The sequence below is a fragment of the Prevotella sp. HMSC073D09 genome, assembly GCF_001814145.1.
Classification (GTDB): Bacteria; Bacteroidota; Bacteroidia; order Bacteroidales; family Bacteroidaceae; genus Prevotella; species Prevotella conceptionensis.
This window is the reverse complement of record NZ_KV815089.1, coordinates 1-20,253: the sequence shown is the minus strand read 5'-3', so window position 1 is coordinate 20,253 and position 20,253 is coordinate 1. Positions and strand designations below refer to the sequence as shown.

Here is a 20,253-nt window from a genome sequence, read left to right as displayed (position 1 = left end):
AGTGAGATTTTAGGGGCTAAAAGCGGGTAATTGGCCTTGAAGAATTACGGGCCGTCAACCAAACTAGAAAGGCTAAATGGTACAAAATACAGGTTACGTTCTTAAAAATGGACAAAACGGATGGTGTGAATGGTTAGAAAAAGGGGTGATTTACCTACTTTATGACCTATATTTTCGCTAGAACAGAACGAAAATAAGAGTGGTATTGAAAATAAAAGATAGTATTTTAAGTTTTTGAGTTGCTAAGTTATTGAGTTCGTGAGTTTGTGAGTTAATGGAGTTGGTTAGTTTGTGGGTTGATGGTGTTTGTGAGTTTGGGGAGGTTAGGAGTTTTATCTAAGCAGTTAATAGAGGAGATGTGGTTTGCCGTTTCTACTCCTCGTTGTAGGGGTGGAGTGGGGTGAGAGCTTGTTCGCTGCAAGAAAGAGGGGATGTATTGCCCATGCAATAACACCCCCCTGTTTTCTTATCTCCTGCAAACAAGGATACGTTCCTCGCCGAATGATATTATTTACAGATACCTGTTGTTAGGTCGCATGCCATGCCTTTGGCAGGCTTTCTTACGAAATAGCTGTTGTCGGCAGGTTGTTTTATCAGGTCACCCGTGGTCAAAAGTGGAGCAATAGCGTCCTCCATAGTTTGCAAGTCGGAAAAGTCGAAAGCCTCTTTCACCTCTTCGGCAGCTAGTCGGGGATGCGTTTCCATTAGCTCGAACAAAGTCTCTGGCGAGAAACTAACGTCTTGTGGCAATAGCTTTCCACCGCTAACAGCCTTTATCATGGCAGCCATCGTGTTGTAATCGCGGAAACTTTTAAGAGCCATCTTTTTGCCTTCGTACTCGAAAACAAAGGTGGGAAACACCTCAACTTTGAGGGCTTTGGCCTCTTCAACGTCTTGCCAAAAAGCTTTTTCGGCCGAACCATCGTTCAATGGGTCGAGAAAAGCGGAGATGTCGATGCCACTTTCGTCGGCAATGGCAATAAGTTCGGCTTCGGATATAGCTTGTCTGGCCTCGGCCATAACTGCCGCGCGCAAGTTATACAGAAAGAGATCGGCCTTTTTCGTGTCGGCCATTTGCGCCGCTTTAAAGGCGATGCAAAGGGGGAAAGATGAGTTTTCTGTTTCAGAAAAGAGGTTGAATCCTTCCGCTTTGATGGGCATGTGGTGTTTATCGGCCGTTTCCAGGCAATGGGCTATGAAGTCTTTGTTTTCCTTATTATAATAGGAGCGGACGTCCATGTCGGCCGGTTTGTTCTTATTCATATCCTCAACAAGGCCGCCCATAACGTTTCGCCAAGTTATAAGGTTTGGGAAATGGGTCTCTAACTTTCTGAAAAAGGGTTCTTCGCCCCAGCACCAAGGGCAAACTGGGTCGGTAACGTTGGTTATGATTACTTTGCTCATTGTGTTGTCTTTATGATTTGGTTTATGTTGTTAAGCACAAAGTTACTCATAAAACAACTTTTATCCATCATTTTAAACTCTTTTATGAATACAAATCATTGTTTTATGCGTTTTTTGTTCTAAGTTTGCATCCGATTTAATTAAAACATAAAAAGAGAAACATGAAAAAGTTATTTATGATGGTAGCTGCTTGCGCAGTTATCGCTTCTTGTAACCAAACGGGCAAGAACGCTAAGGCAGAAAATCCTAAGGACTCGGTTATGGCTGTTGACACAACAAATGCTGCAACAGGCATGACTTATAGCGGAACTATCCCCGCAGCAGACGGTCCTGGTATCAAGTATACTGTAACTTTGTCTGGCGACTCTGCAAAGACCTTCACGATGGAAGAGGTTTACTTGCAGGCTAAGGACGGCAAAGACGACGTGAAGACCTACACCGGCAACGTTGAAATGATTAAGAAAGACGTTAAGGGTAAGGCTGTAACGGCTTACAAGTTACCTATGGACAAGGATAACGCTCTTTATCTGCTCGTTAAAGACGACGCTACTTTGAGCGTTGTTAACGACCAATTGGAAGAGGCTGCCAGTGGCAACGACTACACCTTGAAGCTGGTTAAGTAATTACAGCATTAAGAAGTAAAACCATTTTATCATCCCGTACGGTTGGGGCGTATGTCTCTCCGTGCGGGATGAACTCGTTTAGCCATATTGCTTATGTTATTTTTTATCTCGCTAACTGCAAACTTCAAATCGGCTCGATTGCTCTATCCGCAATGCTCTTGAATAGGCATTGCGGATTTTGTTTTCGAAAGGTAAGCCCCTTTCAGACCATCATCCACCCTAAAAGTTCTTCCGTGTAAGTGGTCTTCGGTTGGAACACGGATTGAATTCAGCAGTTCTTGACGAAGAAAGTTTTAACCCCAATCGGTAGTCACACCGCTTATCAATTATTTTAGGTTGTTTCCACCGTTTCGTGTTCATCATTCGTTTGCTTGCCGGCATCTTGCCTACCTTATTCGCTCGACGTAGACCACTACGCCTTCAAGGATAAGACAGACAACATGCCGGCAAGCGAACAAAACCAGAACATGCCCTAAAGACTGATTGGGGCTTAACGGAGAGGGTGCGTTTGAAAGAGATTAATAAATGTCTTGATAACCGTGTTAGGGATAAAAAACGGGTTACAATTGGGAGAGTTGTCCAATTGTAACCCGTTTGTCGTAATGCTAAAATGCAACTTTCATTTAAATGCCTACAAATAGATATCTAAGAAAGCATCATTTCTGCGCAACTGAACGCAGGATGTTTGTCGCTATGCTTTCAGGTCGTTTTGATACCAAGCGAAGAGTTTTGCAACGCCATCGGCAATCTCCACCTTGTGTTTCCAGCCAAGATTGTTCAGCTTTGTAACATCAGTGAGTTTGCGTGGAGTGCCATCTGGTTTGGTGGAATCGAACTGAATGTCGCCCTTAAAGTCGACAGCCAGCGCTATAAGTTGCGCCAATTGTTTGATTGTAATCTCCTTTCCCGTACCAACATTGATGTGGCAGTTCCTTATTTCGCCCAATGCTGGAATGGCACCACCACGTCCAGCGTTCGAGTTTCGGTCGTTTTGGCCGTTGGTTTCAGCCCCATAGAACACCGAAGAGTATTTCTCAATGCCGATGATGTCGCTGAAATCCACGTTAAGCAGTACGTGTACGCTGGCGTCGGCCATGTCTTCGCTCCACAAAAATTCGCGAAGTGGTTTGCCCGTACCCCACAGTTGCACCGCATTGTCGGCAATACCATATTTAGATAGTACTTCTAAAATGCGTTGTTCTTGGGCAGTGCCGTCAACACCTTCCACTGGGCGTTTGTTTAAGTCGGTGCGAATAGCCTGCCAATTGTCTTCGTTGATAAGCTTGGCCAGGTAAATCTTTCGCATCATGGCAGGCATAACATGGCTGTTTTCCAAGTGAAAATTGTCGTTTGGCCCATATAGGTTGGTGGGCATCACGGCAATATAGTTCGTACCATACTGCAAATTGTAGCTCTCGCACATTTTTAGGCCGGATATTTTGGCTAGTGCATACTCCTCGTTGGTGTATTCCAAGGGCGAAGTAAGCAGCTCATCCTCCTTTATTGGCTGGGTTGCGTTCTTAGGATATATACATGTTGAACCCAAAAAGAGTAGCTTTTTAACGTTGTGGCGAAATGATTCGCTAATTACGTTGCACTGCATCTGCATGTTCAGCATGATGAAGTCGGCCCTATATAGTGAGTTGGCCATGATGCCTCCCACATGTGCAGCGGCCAAAACCACGGCCTCGGGCTGTTCTTCGTCGAAGAAGGCGCGCACTTGTGCTTGGTTGGTAAGGTCTAGTTCGTTGTGTGTGCGCCCCACAAGGTTGTGATACCCTCTTGTTTGGAGGTTCTTCCAAATGGCCGACCCAACAAGTCCTCGGTGTCCGGCCACATATATTTTCGTATCTTTATGTAGCATTTCGCAGGTTTAATGGGGTTGTTAGGCCTATTCGGGCATCTGCGCCTTGATATATAGTTTTTTAACGAACAGCATGTCGTGTTCCACCATCTTTTTAATCAATTGCTTGAAAGACGTTTTGGTAGGACTCCATCCCAACTTCGTTTTGGCTTTCGTGGGATCGCCAAGAAGCTGGTCTACCTCACATGGGCGGAAATATTTGGGGTCTACCTCTATGAGTACGCGGTTGGTTTGAACGTCGATACCCTTCTCGTTCACGCCCTGACCTTCCCAGCGGATGTCTATTCCCACCTCTTTAAAGGCTAATTCGCAAAATTCGCGTACGGTGTGCATTTCGCCCGTAGCGATGACAAAGTCTTCGGGTTGCTCTTGTTGCAGCATCATCCACATACATTCCACGTAGTCTTTGGCATATCCCCAATCGCGCTTGGCATCGAGGTTGCCCAAATAAAGCTTGTCTTGAAATCCCTGTTTGATGCGGCATGCGGCGAGCGTTATCTTGCGCGTAACGAAGGTTTCGCCCCTTCGTTCGCTCTCGTGGTTGAACAAGATGCCGTTGCAGCAATACATGCCGTAGCTTTCGCGATAGTTTTTCACAATCCAATAGCCGTATAGTTTGGCCACCGAATAGGGCGAACGTGGGTAGAAGGGTGTGGTTTCTTTCTGTGGAACCTCTTGCACCTTGCCATAAAGTTCGGAAGTGGAGGCCTGGTAGATGCGGCATTGCTTTTCTAGTCCGCAGATACGCACGGCCTCAAGCAGTCGCAACACGCCCGTCGCGTCAACATCGGCGGTGTATTCGGGTACTTCGAACGACACTTTCACGTGGCTTTGTGCAGCCAAGTTGTATATTTCGGTGGGGCGAACTTCGCCGATGATGCGGATAAGCGACGACGAATCGGTCATGTCGGCCCAGTGCAGGTTGACGGGGCGCTGCTTTTTCATGTCCCTGACCCATTCGTCTAGGTAGAGATGTTCTATCCTCCCCGTGTTGAACGACGACGAACGCCTGAGCAATCCATGTACGTCGTAGCCTTTCTCAGTTAAGAGCTCAGCCAGGTAACTGCCGTCTTGACCGGTGATGCCTGTGATGAGCGCAACTTTTCTTTCCATGTTAATTATGTTTGTTATTCACTGAATTGTTTTATACGTTGTTCTTCACTTCGCTTGCAAATAAGCAAAATGCCATCTTGTTCGGCCACGATACAATCGTCAAGCCCTTGTATCACCACACGTTGTTCTTGGGTGGTGTGCACGATGCAATTGTGCGAATCGAAGAGCTTAATGTTGTTTCCGATGCTGGCATTACCGTAAAGGTCGCGCTTAGACTGTTCCCAAAGGCTGCCCCAAGTGCCCAAATCGCTCCATCCGAACTCGGCAGGACAAACGAAAATCTCTTCTGCTTTCTCCATGATGGCATAGTCTACCGAGATGTTTTCGCACTGAGGGTACGTCTCGTCAATCTTCGCTTGCTCTTCAGGGGTTCCATAATAGGGCATCAATCCTTCGAAAAGCTTGCTCATTGCAGGCTGGTAAACCCTGAAAGCGTTAACAATGGTGTGAACGCTCCAAATGAAAATGCCTGCATTCCAGAAGTAGTTGTTCTTGCTGATGTATTCTGTTGCCGTGGGCAAGTCGGGCTTTTCACGGAACGAATCGACTCTGAACACCTCGGTATTGCGTGCCGAATTGACACTGAGGTCGGCCTGAATGTATCCATATCCCGTTTCGGGACGTGTGGGTTTCATACCTAATGTGAGTATGGCATCTGTTTCGCTTGTGAATTTAAGGCATGAATTAACCACGCGTCTAAACTCCTGTACGTCGGTTACCACATGGTCGCTAGGGGTGACGATGACATTAGCTCCGGGGCATTCTTTTTTTATTCGCCAACTGACGTATGCGATGCAGGGGGCAGTGTTGCGCCTGCATGGTTCGAGTAAGATGTGGCTTGGGTCGATTTCTGGCAGCTGCTCGGCCACCACGCTTTGGTATTTCTTGTTGGTTACAATCCATACGTTCGACGGAGGGCATACTGTTGCGAACCTATCGAGCGTGAGTTGCAACAACGAACGCCCCGTGCCAAGCACGTCGATAAATTGCTTGGGTTTCTCTTCGGTGCTCATTGGCCAAAACCTACTGCCAACTCCACCTGCCATGATGACGAGATGATTAAATTTGTTCGTGCTCATAAAATCGTTATATTTATATCCTTGCAGGGTTTGGCGGCAGGCAAAACAGGCTATTCTTTGTTTTGTTTTGCGGCATACGCTTGTAGATGAGCGGTTATTGTGCCTGCACGCTCCCTTGTATTGTGCTGATTGTTAATTGTTTGAAACAAGGCATAACGCTTCTTGCCTGTTGTTCATCGTTTTATCGGTGAAGACCATATAATGACAAATCGTTTTTATCGTTCATTAAGTGCTGTGTGCTTATTTTTCCAAGCTTTCACCGCAGGCAAAGTTAGCGTTTTTTTTTAAGCCTACAAAAACATTTCGGCATTTCTTTTTGCAAGATGTACGGTTTGGCACACTTCTTGGTAGTAATACATTGGCAAAAACTTGCATATCTGGTTTTTTTTCATTAACTTTGCAAGGTTTTACGGCATGTTTTAAAAACAAGTTAACGGACATTTAAATTTGATGTGAGGTTAAAAAATGAGGCAATTAAAAATTCAAAAAAGCATTACCAATCGCTCTAGTGAGGCACTTGACAAATACCTTGTTGAAATAGGAAGGGCTCCATTGATTTCAATTGACGAGGAGATAGAGCTTGCCCAAAAGATAAGGAAGGGTGGCCCCGAGGGCGAGAAGGCGAAAGACAAGCTGGTTACGGCCAATCTACGCTTTGTTGTGTCTGTTGCGAAACAGTATCAGCATCAGGGGTTGACGCTCACCGACTTGATAGACGAGGGTAATATTGGGTTGATTAAGGCTGCACAGAAGTTCGACGAGACACGTGGTTTCAAGTTCATCTCGTACGCCGTTTGGTGGATACGCCAAAGCATCCTTCAAGCCATTGCTGAACAAAGTCGTATTGTGAGGCTACCCCTCAACCAAGTTGGTTCGCTCAACAAAATCAATCACGAGATAAATAAGTTTGAACAAGAAAACCAACGTCATCCTTCCGTTTCGGAATTGTCGGATGCAACAAACATCGACGAGGAGAAAATCGGACAGAGCCTGATGGCAGACGGACACCACGTGAGTATTGATGCGCCTTTCCAAGATGGCGAAGACAATTGCATGCTCGACGTGATGGCTTCTGGCGACGATAGCCGAACAGACAAGCAAGCCGACCACGAGTCGATGGCACTCGAACTGAATAGCGTTTTGGCAAAGGTGCTTAAAGATAGGGAAATAACCATTATCCGAGAGTGTTTCGGTATTGGCTGCCACGAAAAAGGACTTGAAGAGATTGGCGACCAACTGGGACTTACACGCGAACGCGTAAGACAAATACGTGAAAAGAGCATTGCCAAACTGCGCGACAGCGGCAACGCAAAGATTTTAATGAAATATCTGGGCTAACACATTGCCCTTAACAATGATTACGAACATCCCGCCATTTGCTTGGTGGGATGTTTTTTTATAAGCAGTGGCCAATTGCCCATATTGCACTTCATTTAGCAACAAATGGCTCTCCAAATGGGGTAGATGACGGTTATTTTAAATAAAAATTCATTTTGGCTGCATTTACAACTAACCGCTTTTTGCATCAAAAGCAACCCTCGCGAGAATCGATTTTTTGCGGCAAGTGGACGATTGGCGGACGAGAAAGGCACTCATAATGTTAAAATTCTTGCCGAAAACTATACAAAAGAACAACTGTATCGCAAACACGCACGTGGGCAAACGGTACGAAAAGCACGTGCGCTTACTGCCATCTGCGCGAGCGGTTGCAAGGCATGCAGCCCACGACCCACGGCGACAGAATTATGGAAATGCAGAAGCAACCCGCCGTTGGCAGACAGTTTCGGCTTATGGAAAAGAGATTGAATAACTTCTGCTAGGGTACTTTTTTGATACATAATCGCCTTTTGCCACGGACAAATGGGGATAAATCTCTGGTCTTATCGCATCTTTGTTCTGTGCTGCATACATGGAGAGGTGTGTTTATCTTGGTTTTAACACACAAAGATAGAAACACTCCTCTCAAATTAAAGAAAAGTATTTAAAGGCAAAACGACTTCTCTATTGGAGTATGTAAAAGGTTAGGCTAATGCCCACATTTTTATTCCCATTCGATAGTCGAAGGCGGTTTGGACGAAATGTCGTAACATACGCGGTTTACGCCTTTCACCTTATTTATAATCTCATTAGACACCTTAGCCATGAAGTCGTAGGGTAGGTGAGCCCAGTCGGCAGTCATGGCGTCGGTACTTGTCACGGCACGTAAGGCCACAGGGTGTTCGTAAGTGCGTTCGTCGCCCATTACGCCTACACTGCGAACCGAAGAAAGCAGAACAGTTCCGGCCTGCCAGATCTTGTCGTATAGCTCTTCGCCATCTTCGCAAATATAGTTGTGCATGTTCTCAATGTAGATGTCGTCTGCCTCTTGTAGGATGCGCACCTTTTCGCGCGTGATGTCGCCAAGGATACGAACGGCAAGCCCAGGACCGGGGAAGGGATGGCGTTTGATAAGGCGTTGGGGCATTCCCATTTCCAAACCAACGCGCCTAACTTCATCTTTGAACAGCCATTGCAGGGGTTCGCATAGTTGCAAGTGCATCTCCTTGGGCAGTCCGCCCACGTTGTGGTGGCTCTTGATAACCATGCCTGTGATGCTAAGGCTTTCAATTCGGTCGGGATAGATAGTGCCTTGGGCCAACCATTTGGCGTCGGTAATCTTCTTTGCTTCGGCATTGAACACCTCAACAAAGTCGCGGCCGATAATCTTTCGCTTTTCTTCGGGGTCGCTAACGCCCTCTAAGTCGGCAAAGAACTTATCGCTGGCATCAACGCCAACCACGTTCAAGCCTAGTCCCTTGTAGGCTTCCATCACCTTTTGGAACTCGTTTTTGCGCAACATGCCATGATCTACGAAGATGCAGGTGAGCTTATCGCCGATGGCTCGATTGAGCAATGCGGCGCAAACGCTTGAATCTACTCCTCCGCTAAGTCCCAAAATTACTCGGTCGTTGCCCAATTGCGCTTTCAGTTCGTTCACCGTACTCTCCACAAACGATGCCGCACTCCATTGTTGTTTACTTCCGCAGATGTTCACAACAAAGTTTTTAAGAAGCGTTGTTCCTTGGGTGGAGTGGAACACTTCGGGGTGGAACTGAACCGCCCAAACGGGATTTTGCTCGCTTGCATAGGCCGCAAACTTAACATCGTTGGTGGAGGCGATGACACGATAGCCTTCTGGAATGGCCGTAATGGTGTCGCCGTGGCTCATCCACACCTGCGAGTTAGGCTCAAATCCTGCGAACAAGGGGTTGTCTAGGCATATCTCTTGCAGGTGGGCGCGGCCGTATTCGCGCGTTCCCGTTTGCTCTACCTTTCCGCCATTGGCATGCGATATGAATTGCGCGCCATAGCAAATGCCCAGCACAGGGTATTTTCCGATAAAGTCGTTTAAGTCTACTTTAAACGCCTCCTTGTCGTGAACAGAGTAAGGCGAGCCGCTAAGGATGACGCCAATGACGGAGGGGTCGTCTTTGGGAAACTTGTTATAGGGTAAAATCTCGCAGAAAGTGTCGAGCTCGCGCACACGGCGACCAATGAGTTGTGTGGTCTGCGACCCGAAATCCAAGATGATAATCTTTTGTTGCATGTTGTCGTTGAGTATGAAATCGGTTCCTCGTTCGTTTCCAATCGCTTATGTACACGGTGAAGAGCCTTGTTGTTTATTGCGCATACAAATGCTGTAAGATGTCTGCATCGCTGACGCCGAGACCGCCAGTTTTGGGCTTTGGCAGACGTTCTAGAGTGTTAAGCTTGCCCACATCGAGCAGTTGCAGCCCCTGCTGTTCGTACCCGCGGATGTCGTTTTGGGCACACTGGTCGAGATAAAAGTCGATGATGCCGAACTTTGCAGGGTATTTCTCCATCTTTTCGAAAAGCTTTGGCGAAAACGAATGGATGCCGGCGAAGGCCAGTTTCTTACAGGTCTGTGGGTTGAGTGTGGGGTAGGGCGAGCGTACTTCTCCCGTTTCTATGTTCGTCCAGCCAACAAGTCGCATGTCGTCATTGAAAAGTAGGTAGCGTTTTGTTTCGCGTTGGCTTACTAGGAGCAAGGCATCGCTCTGTGCTTGGTGGGCATAAAACGCTTGTAAGTCTACATTGCTAATGATGTCTACGTTGTGAATGAGGATGTTGGCTGTGGGCGAAAAGAGCTGAGCAGCCTTTTTCAGTCCGCCTCCTGTGTCGAGTAAGTGTTGCGATTCGTCGCTTACGGCAATCTCTACGCCGAAGTTATTGTTGGCTTGCAGATAGTCTATGATGGCTTGCGCAAAGTGGTGAACATTAATCACCATACTTTTTACGCCGCAAGCTTTCAGCCTTTCGATGGTGCGTTGCAGCAAGGTTTCTCCGCCAACCTCAACCAATGCCTTGGGTATGGTGTCGGTAAGCGGTTTAAGTCTTGTGCCCAAACCTGCCGCAAAAATCATTGCTTGCATCATGCTCGTGCTGTTTGTATTTTATTGTGTTGCAAATTTAACGATATTTTTTCACTCGACAAAGGTTTCGCCGTGCCTTTTGGCTGACTGCCAACGATGTTCTCTCGTTAGCGCTTTGCCTGCAAAACCGAACTGATGTTTTGCTCGCGATGGGTGATATGCACCTCAATGCCAAACTTCTTATGCAGATGTTCGGCCAAATGCTGTGCCGAATAAACGCTGCGATGCTGACCGCCCGTACAGCCAAAGCAAAACATCAGGCTGGTGAAACCGCGCTGAATGTAACGACGCACGTGGTGATCGGCCAAGGCATAAACGCCATCAAGGAAGTTTAGTATCTCGCCATCGTCTTCCAAGAAACGGATAACGGGCTCGTCAAGTCCTGTTAATTGCTTATAAGGTTCGTAACGTCCGGGGTTGTGCGTAGAACGACAATCGAAAACATATCCGCCGCCATTGCCCGACGTGTCTTCGGGAATGCCCTTGCGATAAGAGAAACTGTAAACGTTAACCACTAGCGGTCCTTTGCCGTCGTACTTAGAAAACGTGGCGGGTCCATCTTGTGGGTGCGCCTTATATACGGTGTGGGGGGTTGTCTTAAAGCCATCGGCACGACTCAGTGCTGGTTCTTCGATGTGGGCGAATTGCGGCAACTCGGTCAGTCGCCTCAGCATGTCCATCATGTAAGGGTAGGGGAAGAACTTTTTCAGTTTAAGCAATTCGCGCAAGTTATCAATGGCTGGGGGAATGCTATTGATGAAATGTTTCTTGTGTTCGAAGTAGCCCCTGAACCCATAAGCGCCCAATACTTGCAATGTTCTGAATAGAACGAAAAGGCTGAGACGTTCAACGAAATGTCTTACCGATGGCACTTCGGTGTAGTTTTTCAGCGAGTTGTAGTATTCGTAAACCAGTTCGCGGCGCAGTTTAAAGGGATATTTGGCTGCCGCCTGCCATAGGAACGAGGCCAAATCGTAGTAAAACGGACCCTTTCGGCCACCTTGGTAATCGATGAAATAGGGCTTTCCATTGTTGTCGAGCATCACATTGCGCGCTTGGAAGTCGCGATAAAGAAAACTCTCGCTCTTTTCCGACGTCAAATCCTTAGCAAAAAGGCGGAAGTTAGCCTCCAATTTTAGCTCATGAAATTCAAGTTCTGTGGCTTTAAGAAAGCAATATTTAAAGTAGTTAAGGTCGAAAAGCACACTATCGACATCAAACTCTGGTTGTGGATAACACACTTGCCAATCCAATCCGCGCGCGCCTCTTATCTGTATGTTGGGCAGTTCGCGTATAACGGCAGTAAGCAATTGTTTCTCGTGCATGTTGTACCTTCCTCCCGATTCGCGCCCGCCGCGCAAAACGTCAAATAGAGAAGTGCTACCCAAGTCGGTTTGCAGGTAACGCAATTCGTCTTCGTCTACGGCTAGAATGCGAGGCACGGGCAATCGCCTTTCCGTAAAGTGGTGGGTAAGGTAGATAAAGGTGTGGTTTTCGTCCCTGCTGTTTCCCACCACGCCAATAACACTTTCTCCGTCTTCACCGGTTAGTCGGTAATACTTTCGGTTACTCCCCGCTTCGGGCAATTGAGCCATCATAGCTGGAGCCGTACCTTTCCATCGTTTATATAGTTCAGCTAGTTTTTCCATTTTGTGCGCCTTCGTTTGCTTAATCTTCTTATTCGTGTTCTTCCCTTTGTTTGCGTCTTCTCCTGTCTTCGTCGTATCTAGCCAATAAGCTATCGGCTGCAAAGAGCAGCAAAAATATGCCAACAGACATGAGGAACGACTTGGTGATGTAGACCAAGCCTGCCGATACAAGGAGGAGTACAAGGATGCGTTTCCAGTTTATTCTTATTTTCATGAACACAAAGGTAACAAAAAGTTATGGTGTAATGGCCAAAAGCCCGAAAAATATGCAATAAAAAAATCGGATGTCTCCCGACAACCGATTTCCAAAACAAACTACTTAAAAACTAATCTACTAAAACAAATCAAAAAAATATCTTTGAATGGATTGCTCCATTGTATCTTCTTTACATTTGCAAATGTAGTCAACTCTCATTAAACTACAAAAGATTTTTATTTAAAAAACTCAAATCAGTATGCAAAGAAAAGCTAAAAGGACGCCTATCCGAAGATAAACGCCCTTGTTTTTAGCCGTTTTGGCACTTTTTCGAGCCTTTTTGTAACTATCTTACATCATTCCGCCCATCCCAGGGTTTCCCATAGGCATCGCAGGAGCGTCTGATGGTTTCTCTACAATGAGGCATTCGGTGGTAAGGAACATGCCTGCGATAGAGGCTGCATTCTCTAATGCCACGCGTGCAACCTTTGCAGGGTCGATAATTCCAGCCTTACGCATGTCTTCAAAGGCATCGGTACGGGCGTTGTAGCCATAGTCGCCTTTGCCTTCGCGAACCTTTTGCACCACTACTGCACCTTCACCGCCTGCATTGATTACGATTTGACGAAGAGGCTCTTCAATAGCACGTTCAACAATGTTGATACCTGTCTGTTCGTCAGCATTGTCGCCTTTAAGTCCTTTCAAGGCATCTAGGGCGCGGATGTAGGTTGTGCTACCGCCAGCAACCACACCCTCTTCAAGTGCAGCGCGAGTTGCACACAATGCATCGTCAACGCGGTCTTTCTTTTCCTTCATTTCCACCTCGCTGTTAGCACCTACATAGAGCACGGCAACGCCGCCCGAAAGTTTGGCCAAACGCTCTTGCAATTTCTCTTTGTCGTAAGAACTGGTGGTATTGGCTATCTCGTTCTTAATCTGAGCCACTCGGTCGGCGATGTTTTGCTTTTCGCCAGCACCGTTAACAATCGTAGTGTTGTCTTTCGAAACAACCACCTTGTCGCAGGTTCCCATCATTTCGAGGGTAGCTTGCTCCAACTTCAAGCCTTTTTCTTCGCTGATAACCAATCCGCCCGTCAGCACGGCGATGTCTTCGAGCATCGCTTTACGACGGTCGCCAAAGCCAGGAGCCTTAACAGCACAGATCTTCAAGCCGCCACGCAGACGGTTAACCACCAGCGTTGTAAGTGCTTCCGAGTCTACATCTTCTGCAATAACGAGCAACGGACGGCCACTTTCGGCAGCAGGCTGCAAGATGGGGAGGAAGTCTTTCAGGTTGCTAATCTTTTTGTCGTAGATAAGGATGTAGGGATTTTCCATTACAGCCTCCATCTTGTCGGTGTCGGTAACAAAGTAGCCAGAGAGGTAACCTCTATCAAACTGCATACCCTCTACAATGCCGATGCTTGTTTCGCGGCTCTTGCTTTCTTCGATGGTGATAACGCCATCCTTGCTAACCTTACGCATGGCATCAGCAAGAAGTTTTCCTATTTCAGGGTCGTTGTTGGCACTTACCGAGGCCACTTGTTCAATCTTGTCGTAGTTGTCGTCTACTTGTTCGGCTGTTTCGCGGATATAATCTACAACAACTTTCACAGCCTTGTCGATACCGCGTTTCAAATCCATTGGGTTTGCGCCAGCCGTTACGTTCTTCAAGCCCTCGTTAACAATGGCTTGTGTAAGTATGGTAGCAGTGGTTGTGCCGTCGCCTGCATCGTCGCCTGTTTTCGAGGCAACGCTCTTTACGAGTTGTGCACCCGTGTTTTCGAAGTGGTCTTCCAACTCAACTTCTTTTGCAACGGTAACTCCATCTTTGGTAATCTGCGGTGCACCAAATTTCTTTTCAATCACCACGTTGCGACCTTTTGGGCCAAGCGTAACTTTAACGGCGTTAGCTAGTCTATCTACACCATTTTTAAGCAAGTCGCGTGCTTCTATATCGAATTTAATTTCTTTTGCCATCTTATTTTTACTATTGAATTGTTATATATAATAATAAGGAGTAGGGCCCAGCCTACTGTTTCTGTGTTGGGGTAGAATAGTGTACATTGCACACCATAGCCCCAAATATCGCATGGGTAAACAACGGCCTTATTACTTTACAATGGCCAGCACATCGCTTTGGCGCATCATCAAGTATTTTTTGCCTTCGTATTCTAGTTCGGTGCCAGCATACTTGCCATACAGCACGTTGTCGCCCTCTTTCAAAATCATTTTCTCGTCTTTCGTGCCTTCACCCACTGCAACGATGGTTCCGTTCAGTGGCTTTTCCTTGGCCGTGTCGGGGATAATGATGCCGCCAACCTTCTCTTCGGCGGGGGCGGGTAAAACTAATACTCTGTCTGCTAATGGTTGAATGTTCATTGTATTTAAGTTTTAAATTAAATCTATTTTCAAGGAATGCCTTATGATTAGGCGTTCGACCTATGCTATACGAAAAGCGTGCCAAAAACGTTGATTGACATCTTGGCATGCCTTAACTGACATTTTTTCGCATCGTTGATTGTTTTGTGTCAGTCTCATTTGTGCTTCTGGCCTGCGAACATAGTGCTAATAGAGAATCTCCTGATTGCCCTTGTGGAACAATCTCGTCATCGACGTTTGCGAAACGATGGAGAGACTCGGAGCTGGCCATGCGGATGCCGAAAAGATGATGTCTCTTGTCGGCCTTCTGTCTTCCGCGACTGCGGAACCAGATTGCCATGCAGTCGTTAACATACATTGCCACGATGTGAAATGTCCCGTTTGCGGTATGTTGAAATGAGCATATAAGTGGAAATAGGGCGGAAAATCACAAGTGGGAAACTTTAGTTACCTGGTGCTTTTTCTAGTATTTGTATGATTGAGGTGTGTTTCTGCTGTTTTGCATAATAGAGCGCAGTTCGCCCCTCCTCGTCTTTTTCCCCTTTCTTTGCTCCATGTTTCAACAGCAACAGAACCATATCTTTATTTCCTTTTATGACGGCTTTGATTAGCGGACATTCGATATAGTCGCCACCTAAGTTGCCCAATCCATTTGCTTTTGCGCCATGTTTTAATAGTAGCGAGGCTATTGCTACGTTGTTCACATTGCAACTTGCCGCCAAAGGGCACAGTCCATTCTCGTTATAAGGCCTGTTTGGGTCTGCTCCCATAGTCAGTAGTTGTTTCACCAAGTCTTCATCTTCATTGTTAATAGCCATGTAAAGTGCATCATATATAAATATCTCGTCGGCAAAAGCCTCGTCTATGTTCGTTTTCATGGCTATCAATTTCTGTATGGCAGACTTGTTTTTATATAGGCAGGCATATCCTAACAGCGAATAGGAGTGGTAAGAATCCAAGGGAATAAAGGAATCTACATTGTTTATATACTTCATATTGGCTGCCAATTCAGCCAGATTGTTGTTTTTTATAGCCTTTATAGCCGAGCGGTAATAATCTTTATGCACAGCCTTTTGGGCATGTCCCAGACTGGCCATGCAGAGCAAAAGGAGGGCAAAGAAGAGCGTCCTTTTCATTAGTTACTGTATATTATTATGTTAATTGCACGCCGCCATTAATCATCAAACAGCCTAAGCCTATTTTTACGCGCCTCTTCTATGGGCAACAGCTTTTGTTGCTTGTCTTGATAGCCAGCTCTTAGGTTTTCATATTTGTCGTTCAGTTCATTAACATAGGCTGTTTCTTCACTCTTGTTCAGCAGTCTAGCGGCAGCCAACGAGTTTTGGCTGGCATCTTTCATCCAAACCACAGGACCACCATACACGGGTGCAATCTTCAAGGCAACGTGCAGCTGACTGGTAGTTGCGCCACCAATCATGATGGGGATGTCCAGACCAGCTTTCTCCATCTCTTGCGCCACGTTAATCATTTCTTCTAGCGAAGGAGTGATAAGTCCGCTCAATCCAATGATGTCCGCCTTCTCTTCAATGGCTTTTTTAATTATTTGTTCGGCAGGAACCATCACGCCAAGGTCTATCACCTCGTAGTTGTTGCAGGCCATCACCACGGCCACGATGTTCTTGCCAATATCGTGCACATCGCCTTTCACCGTAGCCAGGATAACCTTACCGGCTTTCGTCGCTCCAACTTTCTTTTCTTTCTCGATGTATGGTTGCAATATGGCCACGGCCTGTTTCATCGTTCGTGCAGTCTTTACCACTTGCGGAAGAAACATCTTGCCTGCTCCAAAGAGTTCGCCAACCTCGTTCATGCCTGCCATCAAAGGGCCCTCAATGATATCAACAGCATGCGGAAAATGCGCCAAAGCCAAGTGCAGGTCTTCGTCCAGATGGTCGCCAATGCCTTTGCGGAGTGCGTATTTCAGACGTTCATCCAAGTCTAAACTTCTCCATTCTTCTTCCACTTGCTTTTGTGTACCGGCGTCGCCACTTGCCATACCTGCCTTTCGCCGCTCTTCCTCTTCCTTTTTCTTGTTGGCCAATTCTATCAAGGCTTCTGCCGCATTGGGCTTTCGGTTAAGGATAACGTCTTCGATAATCTCCAATTCATCGGCGGGAATGTCGCTGTAAGTAACCTTCGACGATGGATTTACGATGCCAAAGTCCATGCCTTCGTTGATGGCGTGGTACAAAAAAACGGCGTGCATGGCCTCGCGAATATAGTTGTTGCCCCTAAACGAGAACGAAAGGTTGCTCACGCCGCCGCTGATATGCGTGCCAGGCAGGTTCTTACGTATCCACGCAATCGAGCGAATAAACTCGTGAGCATAGTTGTCGTGCTCTTCAATGCCTGTTGCGATGGCCAGAATATTTGGGTCGAAGATGATGTCTAGCGGATTCATGCCAACCTCTTGTGTAAGAATGCGGTATGCGCGCTGCGCTATTTCTATTCTCCGTTCAAAGGTTGTGGCTTGTCCTTGTTCGTCGAAACACATCACCACGCATGCTGCGCCAAAGCGCTTTAAGGCCCTTGCATGTTCAATAAATTGCTCTTCGCCCTCTTTCAGCGAAATAGAGTTAACGATACACTTGCCTTGCACGCATTTAAGGCCTGCCATAATGACATCCCATTTAGAAGAGTCGATCATGATGGGCACGCGTGCGATGTCGGGTTCGGCCGCAATCATGTTGAGAAACGTGGTCATTTCTTTTTCTGCATCAAGCAGACCATCGTCCATGTTGATGTCTAGCACCAATGCGCCATCGCTTACTTGTTTGCGTGCAATACTTATAGCCTCATCGTATTGCCCTTCCTTGATAAGTCGAAGAAACTTCTTGCTACCTGCCACGTTGCATCGTTCGCCCACATTAACGAAGTTAACTTCGGGCGTAACGTTTAGCATTTCAAGCCCAGATAGCCAAAGCGTGTTGGGCTTGCTCACCACGGCGTGTGGTGTTTTGCCTTTGGCCAAGGCCGCATAGCTAGCGATAAACTTGTCGTCGGTACCACAACAGCCGCCAATGATGTTCACTAAGCCCTCGTTTATAAATTGGGCAATCTGCGGCGACATGCTTTCTGCGGTCTCATCGTATTGTCCCATCGTGTTGGGCAGTCCTGCATTGGGGTAGGCAGAGATGTAATAAGGGGCTTTGCTGGCCAATTCTTTGAGGAACGGTTTCATTTGGTCGGCACCGAAAGAGCAGTTAAGCCCAACCGAGAAGATAGGATACGAACTGATGCTGGCAAGAAATCCCTCAATAGTTTGTCCGCTAAGGGTTCGTCCGGCTAAGTCGCTCACCGTCATACTGAGCATGATGGGCAGATCAACACCTTGCATCTGCATCTCGGTTATGGTGGCATCGATGGCAGCTTTGGCGTTAAGCGTGTCGAAAATGGTTTCTATCAAGATGGCATCTACACCGCCTTCTATCAGCGCGCCCACTTGTTCGCGATAGGCATCAAACAGTTGGTCGTAGGTAATGTCGCGTGCGGCGGCATCGCTAACGTCGGGACTCATCGAGCAGGTTTTGTTCGTTGGACCAACCGAACCACACACAAAGCGCGGCCATTGGGGTGTGCTAAATTCGTCGGCGGCCTTTCGTGCCAGTCTTGCACCTGCCAAGGCCATCGGGCGCGATAGGTGTTCGAGTTGGTAATCGGCTTGCGATATGGCTTGCGAAGAAAAGGTATTAGTCTCAATGAGGTCGGCACCTGCGGCCAAATACCTGCGGTGAATATCGAGAATGAGGTCTGGACGAGTGATGTTCAGCACGTCGTTGTTGCCTTTAAGCTGACCTTCATGTTCTGTCAAATCGGCATTTCTGAAGTCTTTTTCCTCCAAGTTGTAGTCTTGAATCATGGTTCCCAGCGCACCGTCGAGTATCATGATGCGCTGTTTAATTATATCCTGAATTTTCATCTTGTCGACCTTTCCTTTCCCATTTACGCCCATCGGCGTGTTATACAAACTCTACATTGGCTTTTTAAAACGCCCTCTGGCACTATTATAACCAGCCTTCTTAGTAGCGTTTTATTGCTCTGTCCATTTGTCGGCGGTCTTCTTTCTCTTTAAGTGTTTGCCGCTTGTCAAACTCTTTCTTACCACGCACCAGGGCGATGTCAACCTTTGCCCGTCCATGTGGGTCGATAAACACGAGTGTCGGCACGATGGTAAAGCCCACTTGCTTGGTTGCCTCTTGAAGTTTGCGTATCTCGCGTTTGGTGAGCAACAGCTTGCGGTCGCGTTTGGCCTCGTGGTTGGCATACGAGCCGTAGAAATAGGGCGAAATATTCATGCCCTTTACCCACATTTCGCCATTGTTGATGTAGCAAAAGCTGTCTACCAGCGAGGCCTTGCCCATACGGATAGACTTTATTTCCGTTCCTGTAAGAACGATGCCAGCCATAAACGTTTCAACGAAGAAGTATTCAAACGATGCCTTCTTGTTTCTTATCTGTACGGCGCTTTTCTTTCTTATCGAATCTGTTTCTTTGCCCATTGTTTGTCCTTTCTTTCTAAATGTGGCTTGTTAGCAGGTTTGCTCCATGCAACAGCCGTTCTAGTTCACAATTTCTGCAAACTCTTCTATATGCCCGTCTATATACTGTGCGATGGCAGCCGTCCACTCCTCTTCGTGTTCAACGAAAGTGTCGTCGAAGTCGTCGAAAATAGGGAACCGCTCGAAAAGCGACATGAACTCTTCGTCGGTACAGTCTTTCTCTATCTCCTCATGATACTTCTTGTAGTTGGAGTGTACCTTGCTGATGAGTCGCCCTAATTCTGTGATGCCCCATTGCTTGACCATCATGGCAAAGGGATTGAGGAAGATAAAGCCGCCATAGCCGTTGTGTATCAGTTGGATGAACCCTCCGTCCATCACCTCGTCACGCAGAATGCGGTAAGCCAAGAGTGTTATTTGGCTGGTATTGAGCTGTGGCATGGTGTCGGCGGTTAGCTTTCCGCCCACAGAGGCATTGATGGCATCTACAAAGATGTCTACAAAGGCGTCCATTCCCTCTTCCGCTGCTTGTCTTAAAGCGGCGTCGCTAACTGTTACTTTGTTGGGCATAGTTGAGTGTTATATGTTATTATGGTGTACAAAGTTACAACAAAAGCACGTAATGCCTGCAAAATAGGGGTAAGAAAGTGTGCAATGGGGTGTTTTGCTGCTTTTCTAAATGCAAAATCCTGCCCTGCAACCGCTCGCGTTGACGTTTGTAAGCGTATGGGTTGCCCGTGACGTTTGCCCAATCGCGTGTATACGCCACAATTGTTTTTGTCCAATTTTTAGCGAGGATTTTAACATTCTGAGTGCCCTTTCTGCCCATCAACTGCCAACCTTGCCGCAAAAAAATCGATTCTCGCGACGGTTTGTTATGGTGCAAAAAGGGGGTAATTTGTTAATGCGGAGAAATGAATATATATTTAAACTGATCGTCACTAACACCCGTTTTGGGGCTATTTGCAGCAAAATAGAGTGCGTTTTGGT

General features: G+C 46.8%; 16 protein-coding genes. 2 read left to right on the top strand and 14 right to left on the bottom strand.

Annotated features, from left to right (window positions below):
• Positions 1-507: 507 nt before the first annotated feature.
• Positions 508-1,404, bottom strand: coding sequence for a DsbA family protein (locus HMPREF2955_RS07620; RefSeq protein ID WP_070722369.1), 897 nt, complete (start codon positions 1,402-1,404; stop codon positions 508-510).
• 161 nt (positions 1,405-1,565) lie between these two features.
• Between HMPREF2955_RS07620 and HMPREF2955_RS07615 the strand changes: the two genes are divergently transcribed.
• On the top strand, positions 1,566-2,027 hold the full coding sequence (locus HMPREF2955_RS07615; RefSeq protein ID WP_009229540.1) for a copper resistance protein NlpE N-terminal domain-containing protein: 462 nt from the start codon (positions 1,566-1,568) through the stop codon (positions 2,025-2,027).
• 691 nt (positions 2,028-2,718) lie between these two features.
• On the opposite strand, the gene HMPREF2955_RS07610 is transcribed toward HMPREF2955_RS07615, so the two are convergent.
• Genes HMPREF2955_RS07610 through HMPREF2955_RS07600 form a run of 3 tightly spaced genes read right to left on the bottom strand, consistent with a single transcriptional unit; the run spans position 2,719 to position 6,083 of the window.
• Complete coding sequence (locus HMPREF2955_RS07610; RefSeq protein WP_070722367.1) at positions 2,719-3,891, bottom strand: GDP-L-fucose synthase family protein; 1,173 nt, start codon at positions 3,889-3,891, stop codon at positions 2,719-2,721.
• A gap of 27 nt (positions 3,892-3,918) precedes the next feature.
• Positions 3,919-5,004: a GDP-mannose 4,6-dehydratase gene (gmd, locus tag HMPREF2955_RS07605; protein WP_070722366.1), complete on the bottom strand. Its 1,086-nt coding sequence runs from the start codon at positions 5,002-5,004 to the stop codon at positions 3,919-3,921.
• A 14-nt stretch (positions 5,005-5,018) separates the two neighbouring features.
• Positions 5,019-6,083 (bottom strand): mannose-1-phosphate guanylyltransferase, encoded by a 1,065-nt coding sequence (locus HMPREF2955_RS07600; protein ID WP_070722364.1) that lies wholly within the window; start codon positions 6,081-6,083, stop codon positions 5,019-5,021.
• A 465-nt stretch (positions 6,084-6,548) separates the two neighbouring features.
• Between HMPREF2955_RS07600 and HMPREF2955_RS07595 the strand changes: the two genes are divergently transcribed.
• The gene (locus HMPREF2955_RS07595; protein WP_009229544.1) at positions 6,549-7,421 is read left to right on the top strand and encodes a sigma-70 family RNA polymerase sigma factor; all 873 of its coding nucleotides are present in this window, start codon (positions 6,549-6,551) and stop codon (positions 7,419-7,421) included.
• Between the two features lie 703 nt (positions 7,422-8,124).
• On the opposite strand, the gene guaA is transcribed toward HMPREF2955_RS07595, so the two are convergent.
• The 10 genes from guaA to HMPREF2955_RS07540 form a co-directional block, all read right to left on the bottom strand.
• Positions 8,125-9,669, bottom strand: a complete 1,545-nt coding sequence (gene guaA, locus HMPREF2955_RS07585) for a glutamine-hydrolyzing GMP synthase (RefSeq protein ID WP_070722360.1) — start codon at positions 9,667-9,669, stop codon at positions 8,125-8,127.
• Between the two features lie 73 nt (positions 9,670-9,742).
• The gene (locus HMPREF2955_RS07580) at positions 9,743-10,519 is read right to left on the bottom strand and encodes a nucleotidyltransferase family protein (protein ID WP_070722358.1); all 777 of its coding nucleotides are present in this window, start codon (positions 10,517-10,519) and stop codon (positions 9,743-9,745) included.
• A 104-nt stretch (positions 10,520-10,623) separates the two neighbouring features.
• Positions 10,624-12,165: a RapZ C-terminal domain-containing protein gene (locus tag HMPREF2955_RS07575; protein WP_070722355.1), complete on the bottom strand. Its 1,542-nt coding sequence runs from the start codon at positions 12,163-12,165 to the stop codon at positions 10,624-10,626.
• Positions 12,166-12,193: 28 nt separating this feature from the next.
• A complete protein-coding gene (locus HMPREF2955_RS07570) occupies positions 12,194-12,379 on the bottom strand; it encodes a transporter (protein ID WP_070722353.1) in 186 nt (61 codons plus the stop codon).
• Positions 12,380-12,712: 333 nt separating this feature from the next.
• Positions 12,713-14,341 (bottom strand): chaperonin GroEL, encoded by a 1,629-nt coding sequence (groL, locus tag HMPREF2955_RS07565; RefSeq protein ID WP_070722351.1) that lies wholly within the window; start codon positions 14,339-14,341, stop codon positions 12,713-12,715.
• 132 nt (positions 14,342-14,473) lie between these two features.
• Positions 14,474-14,743 carry a co-chaperone GroES gene (locus HMPREF2955_RS07560; protein ID WP_009235450.1) on the bottom strand — a complete coding sequence of 90 codons (270 nt, stop codon included), beginning with the start codon at positions 14,741-14,743 and terminating at the stop codon, positions 14,474-14,476.
• A gap of 443 nt (positions 14,744-15,186) precedes the next feature.
• A complete protein-coding gene (locus tag HMPREF2955_RS07555; protein WP_070722349.1) occupies positions 15,187-15,879 on the bottom strand; it encodes an ankyrin repeat domain-containing protein in 693 nt (230 codons plus the stop codon).
• Positions 15,880-15,917: 38 nt separating this feature from the next.
• On the bottom strand, positions 15,918-18,683 hold the full coding sequence (metH, locus tag HMPREF2955_RS07550) for a methionine synthase (protein ID WP_083317661.1): 2,766 nt from the start codon (positions 18,681-18,683) through the stop codon (positions 15,918-15,920).
• 100 nt (positions 18,684-18,783) lie between these two features.
• Positions 18,784-19,263 carry an SsrA-binding protein SmpB gene (gene smpB / locus HMPREF2955_RS07545; RefSeq protein ID WP_009229553.1) on the bottom strand — a complete coding sequence of 160 codons (480 nt, stop codon included), beginning with the start codon at positions 19,261-19,263 and terminating at the stop codon, positions 18,784-18,786.
• A 60-nt stretch (positions 19,264-19,323) separates the two neighbouring features.
• Positions 19,324-19,833, bottom strand: a complete 510-nt coding sequence (locus HMPREF2955_RS07540) for a DMP19 family protein (protein WP_070722345.1) — start codon at positions 19,831-19,833, stop codon at positions 19,324-19,326.
• Positions 19,834-20,253 lie beyond the last annotated feature (420 nt).

Coding starts and splice junctions, on each gene's coding strand:
- HMPREF2955_RS07620 (WP_070722369.1), bottom strand. CDS start 1,404: ATGAGCAAAGTAATCATAACCAACGTTACCGACCCAGTTTGCCCTTGG.
- HMPREF2955_RS07615 (WP_009229540.1), top strand. CDS start 1,566: ATGAAAAAGTTATTTATGATGGTAGCTGCTTGCGCAGTTATCGCTTCT.
- HMPREF2955_RS07610 (WP_070722367.1), bottom strand. CDS start 3,891: ATGCTACATAAAGATACGAAAATATATGTGGCCGGACACCGAGGACTT.
- gmd (WP_070722366.1), bottom strand. CDS start 5,004: ATGGAAAGAAAAGTTGCGCTCATCACAGGCATCACCGGTCAAGACGGC.
- HMPREF2955_RS07600 (WP_070722364.1), bottom strand. CDS start 6,083: ATGAGCACGAACAAATTTAATCATCTCGTCATCATGGCAGGTGGAGTT.
- HMPREF2955_RS07595 (WP_009229544.1), top strand. CDS start 6,549: ATGAGGCAATTAAAAATTCAAAAAAGCATTACCAATCGCTCTAGTGAG.
- guaA (WP_070722360.1), bottom strand. CDS start 9,669: ATGCAACAAAAGATTATCATCTTGGATTTCGGGTCGCAGACCACACAA.
- HMPREF2955_RS07580 (WP_070722358.1), bottom strand. CDS start 10,519: ATGATGCAAGCAATGATTTTTGCGGCAGGTTTGGGCACAAGACTTAAA.
- HMPREF2955_RS07575 (WP_070722355.1), bottom strand. CDS start 12,165: ATGGAAAAACTAGCTGAACTATATAAACGATGGAAAGGTACGGCTCCA.
- HMPREF2955_RS07570 (WP_070722353.1), bottom strand. CDS start 12,379: ATGAAAATAAGAATAAACTGGAAACGCATCCTTGTACTCCTCCTTGTA.
- groL (WP_070722351.1), bottom strand. CDS start 14,341: ATGGCAAAAGAAATTAAATTCGATATAGAAGCACGCGACTTGCTTAAA.
- HMPREF2955_RS07560 (WP_009235450.1), bottom strand. CDS start 14,743: ATGAACATTCAACCATTAGCAGACAGAGTATTAGTTTTACCCGCCCCC.
- HMPREF2955_RS07555 (WP_070722349.1), bottom strand. CDS start 15,879: ATGAAAAGGACGCTCTTCTTTGCCCTCCTTTTGCTCTGCATGGCCAGT.
- metH (WP_083317661.1), bottom strand. CDS start 18,683: ATGAAAATTCAGGATATAATTAAACAGCGCATCATGATACTCGACGGT.
- smpB (WP_009229553.1), bottom strand. CDS start 19,263: ATGGGCAAAGAAACAGATTCGATAAGAAAGAAAAGCGCCGTACAGATA.
- HMPREF2955_RS07540 (WP_070722345.1), bottom strand. CDS start 19,833: ATGCCCAACAAAGTAACAGTTAGCGACGCCGCTTTAAGACAAGCAGCG.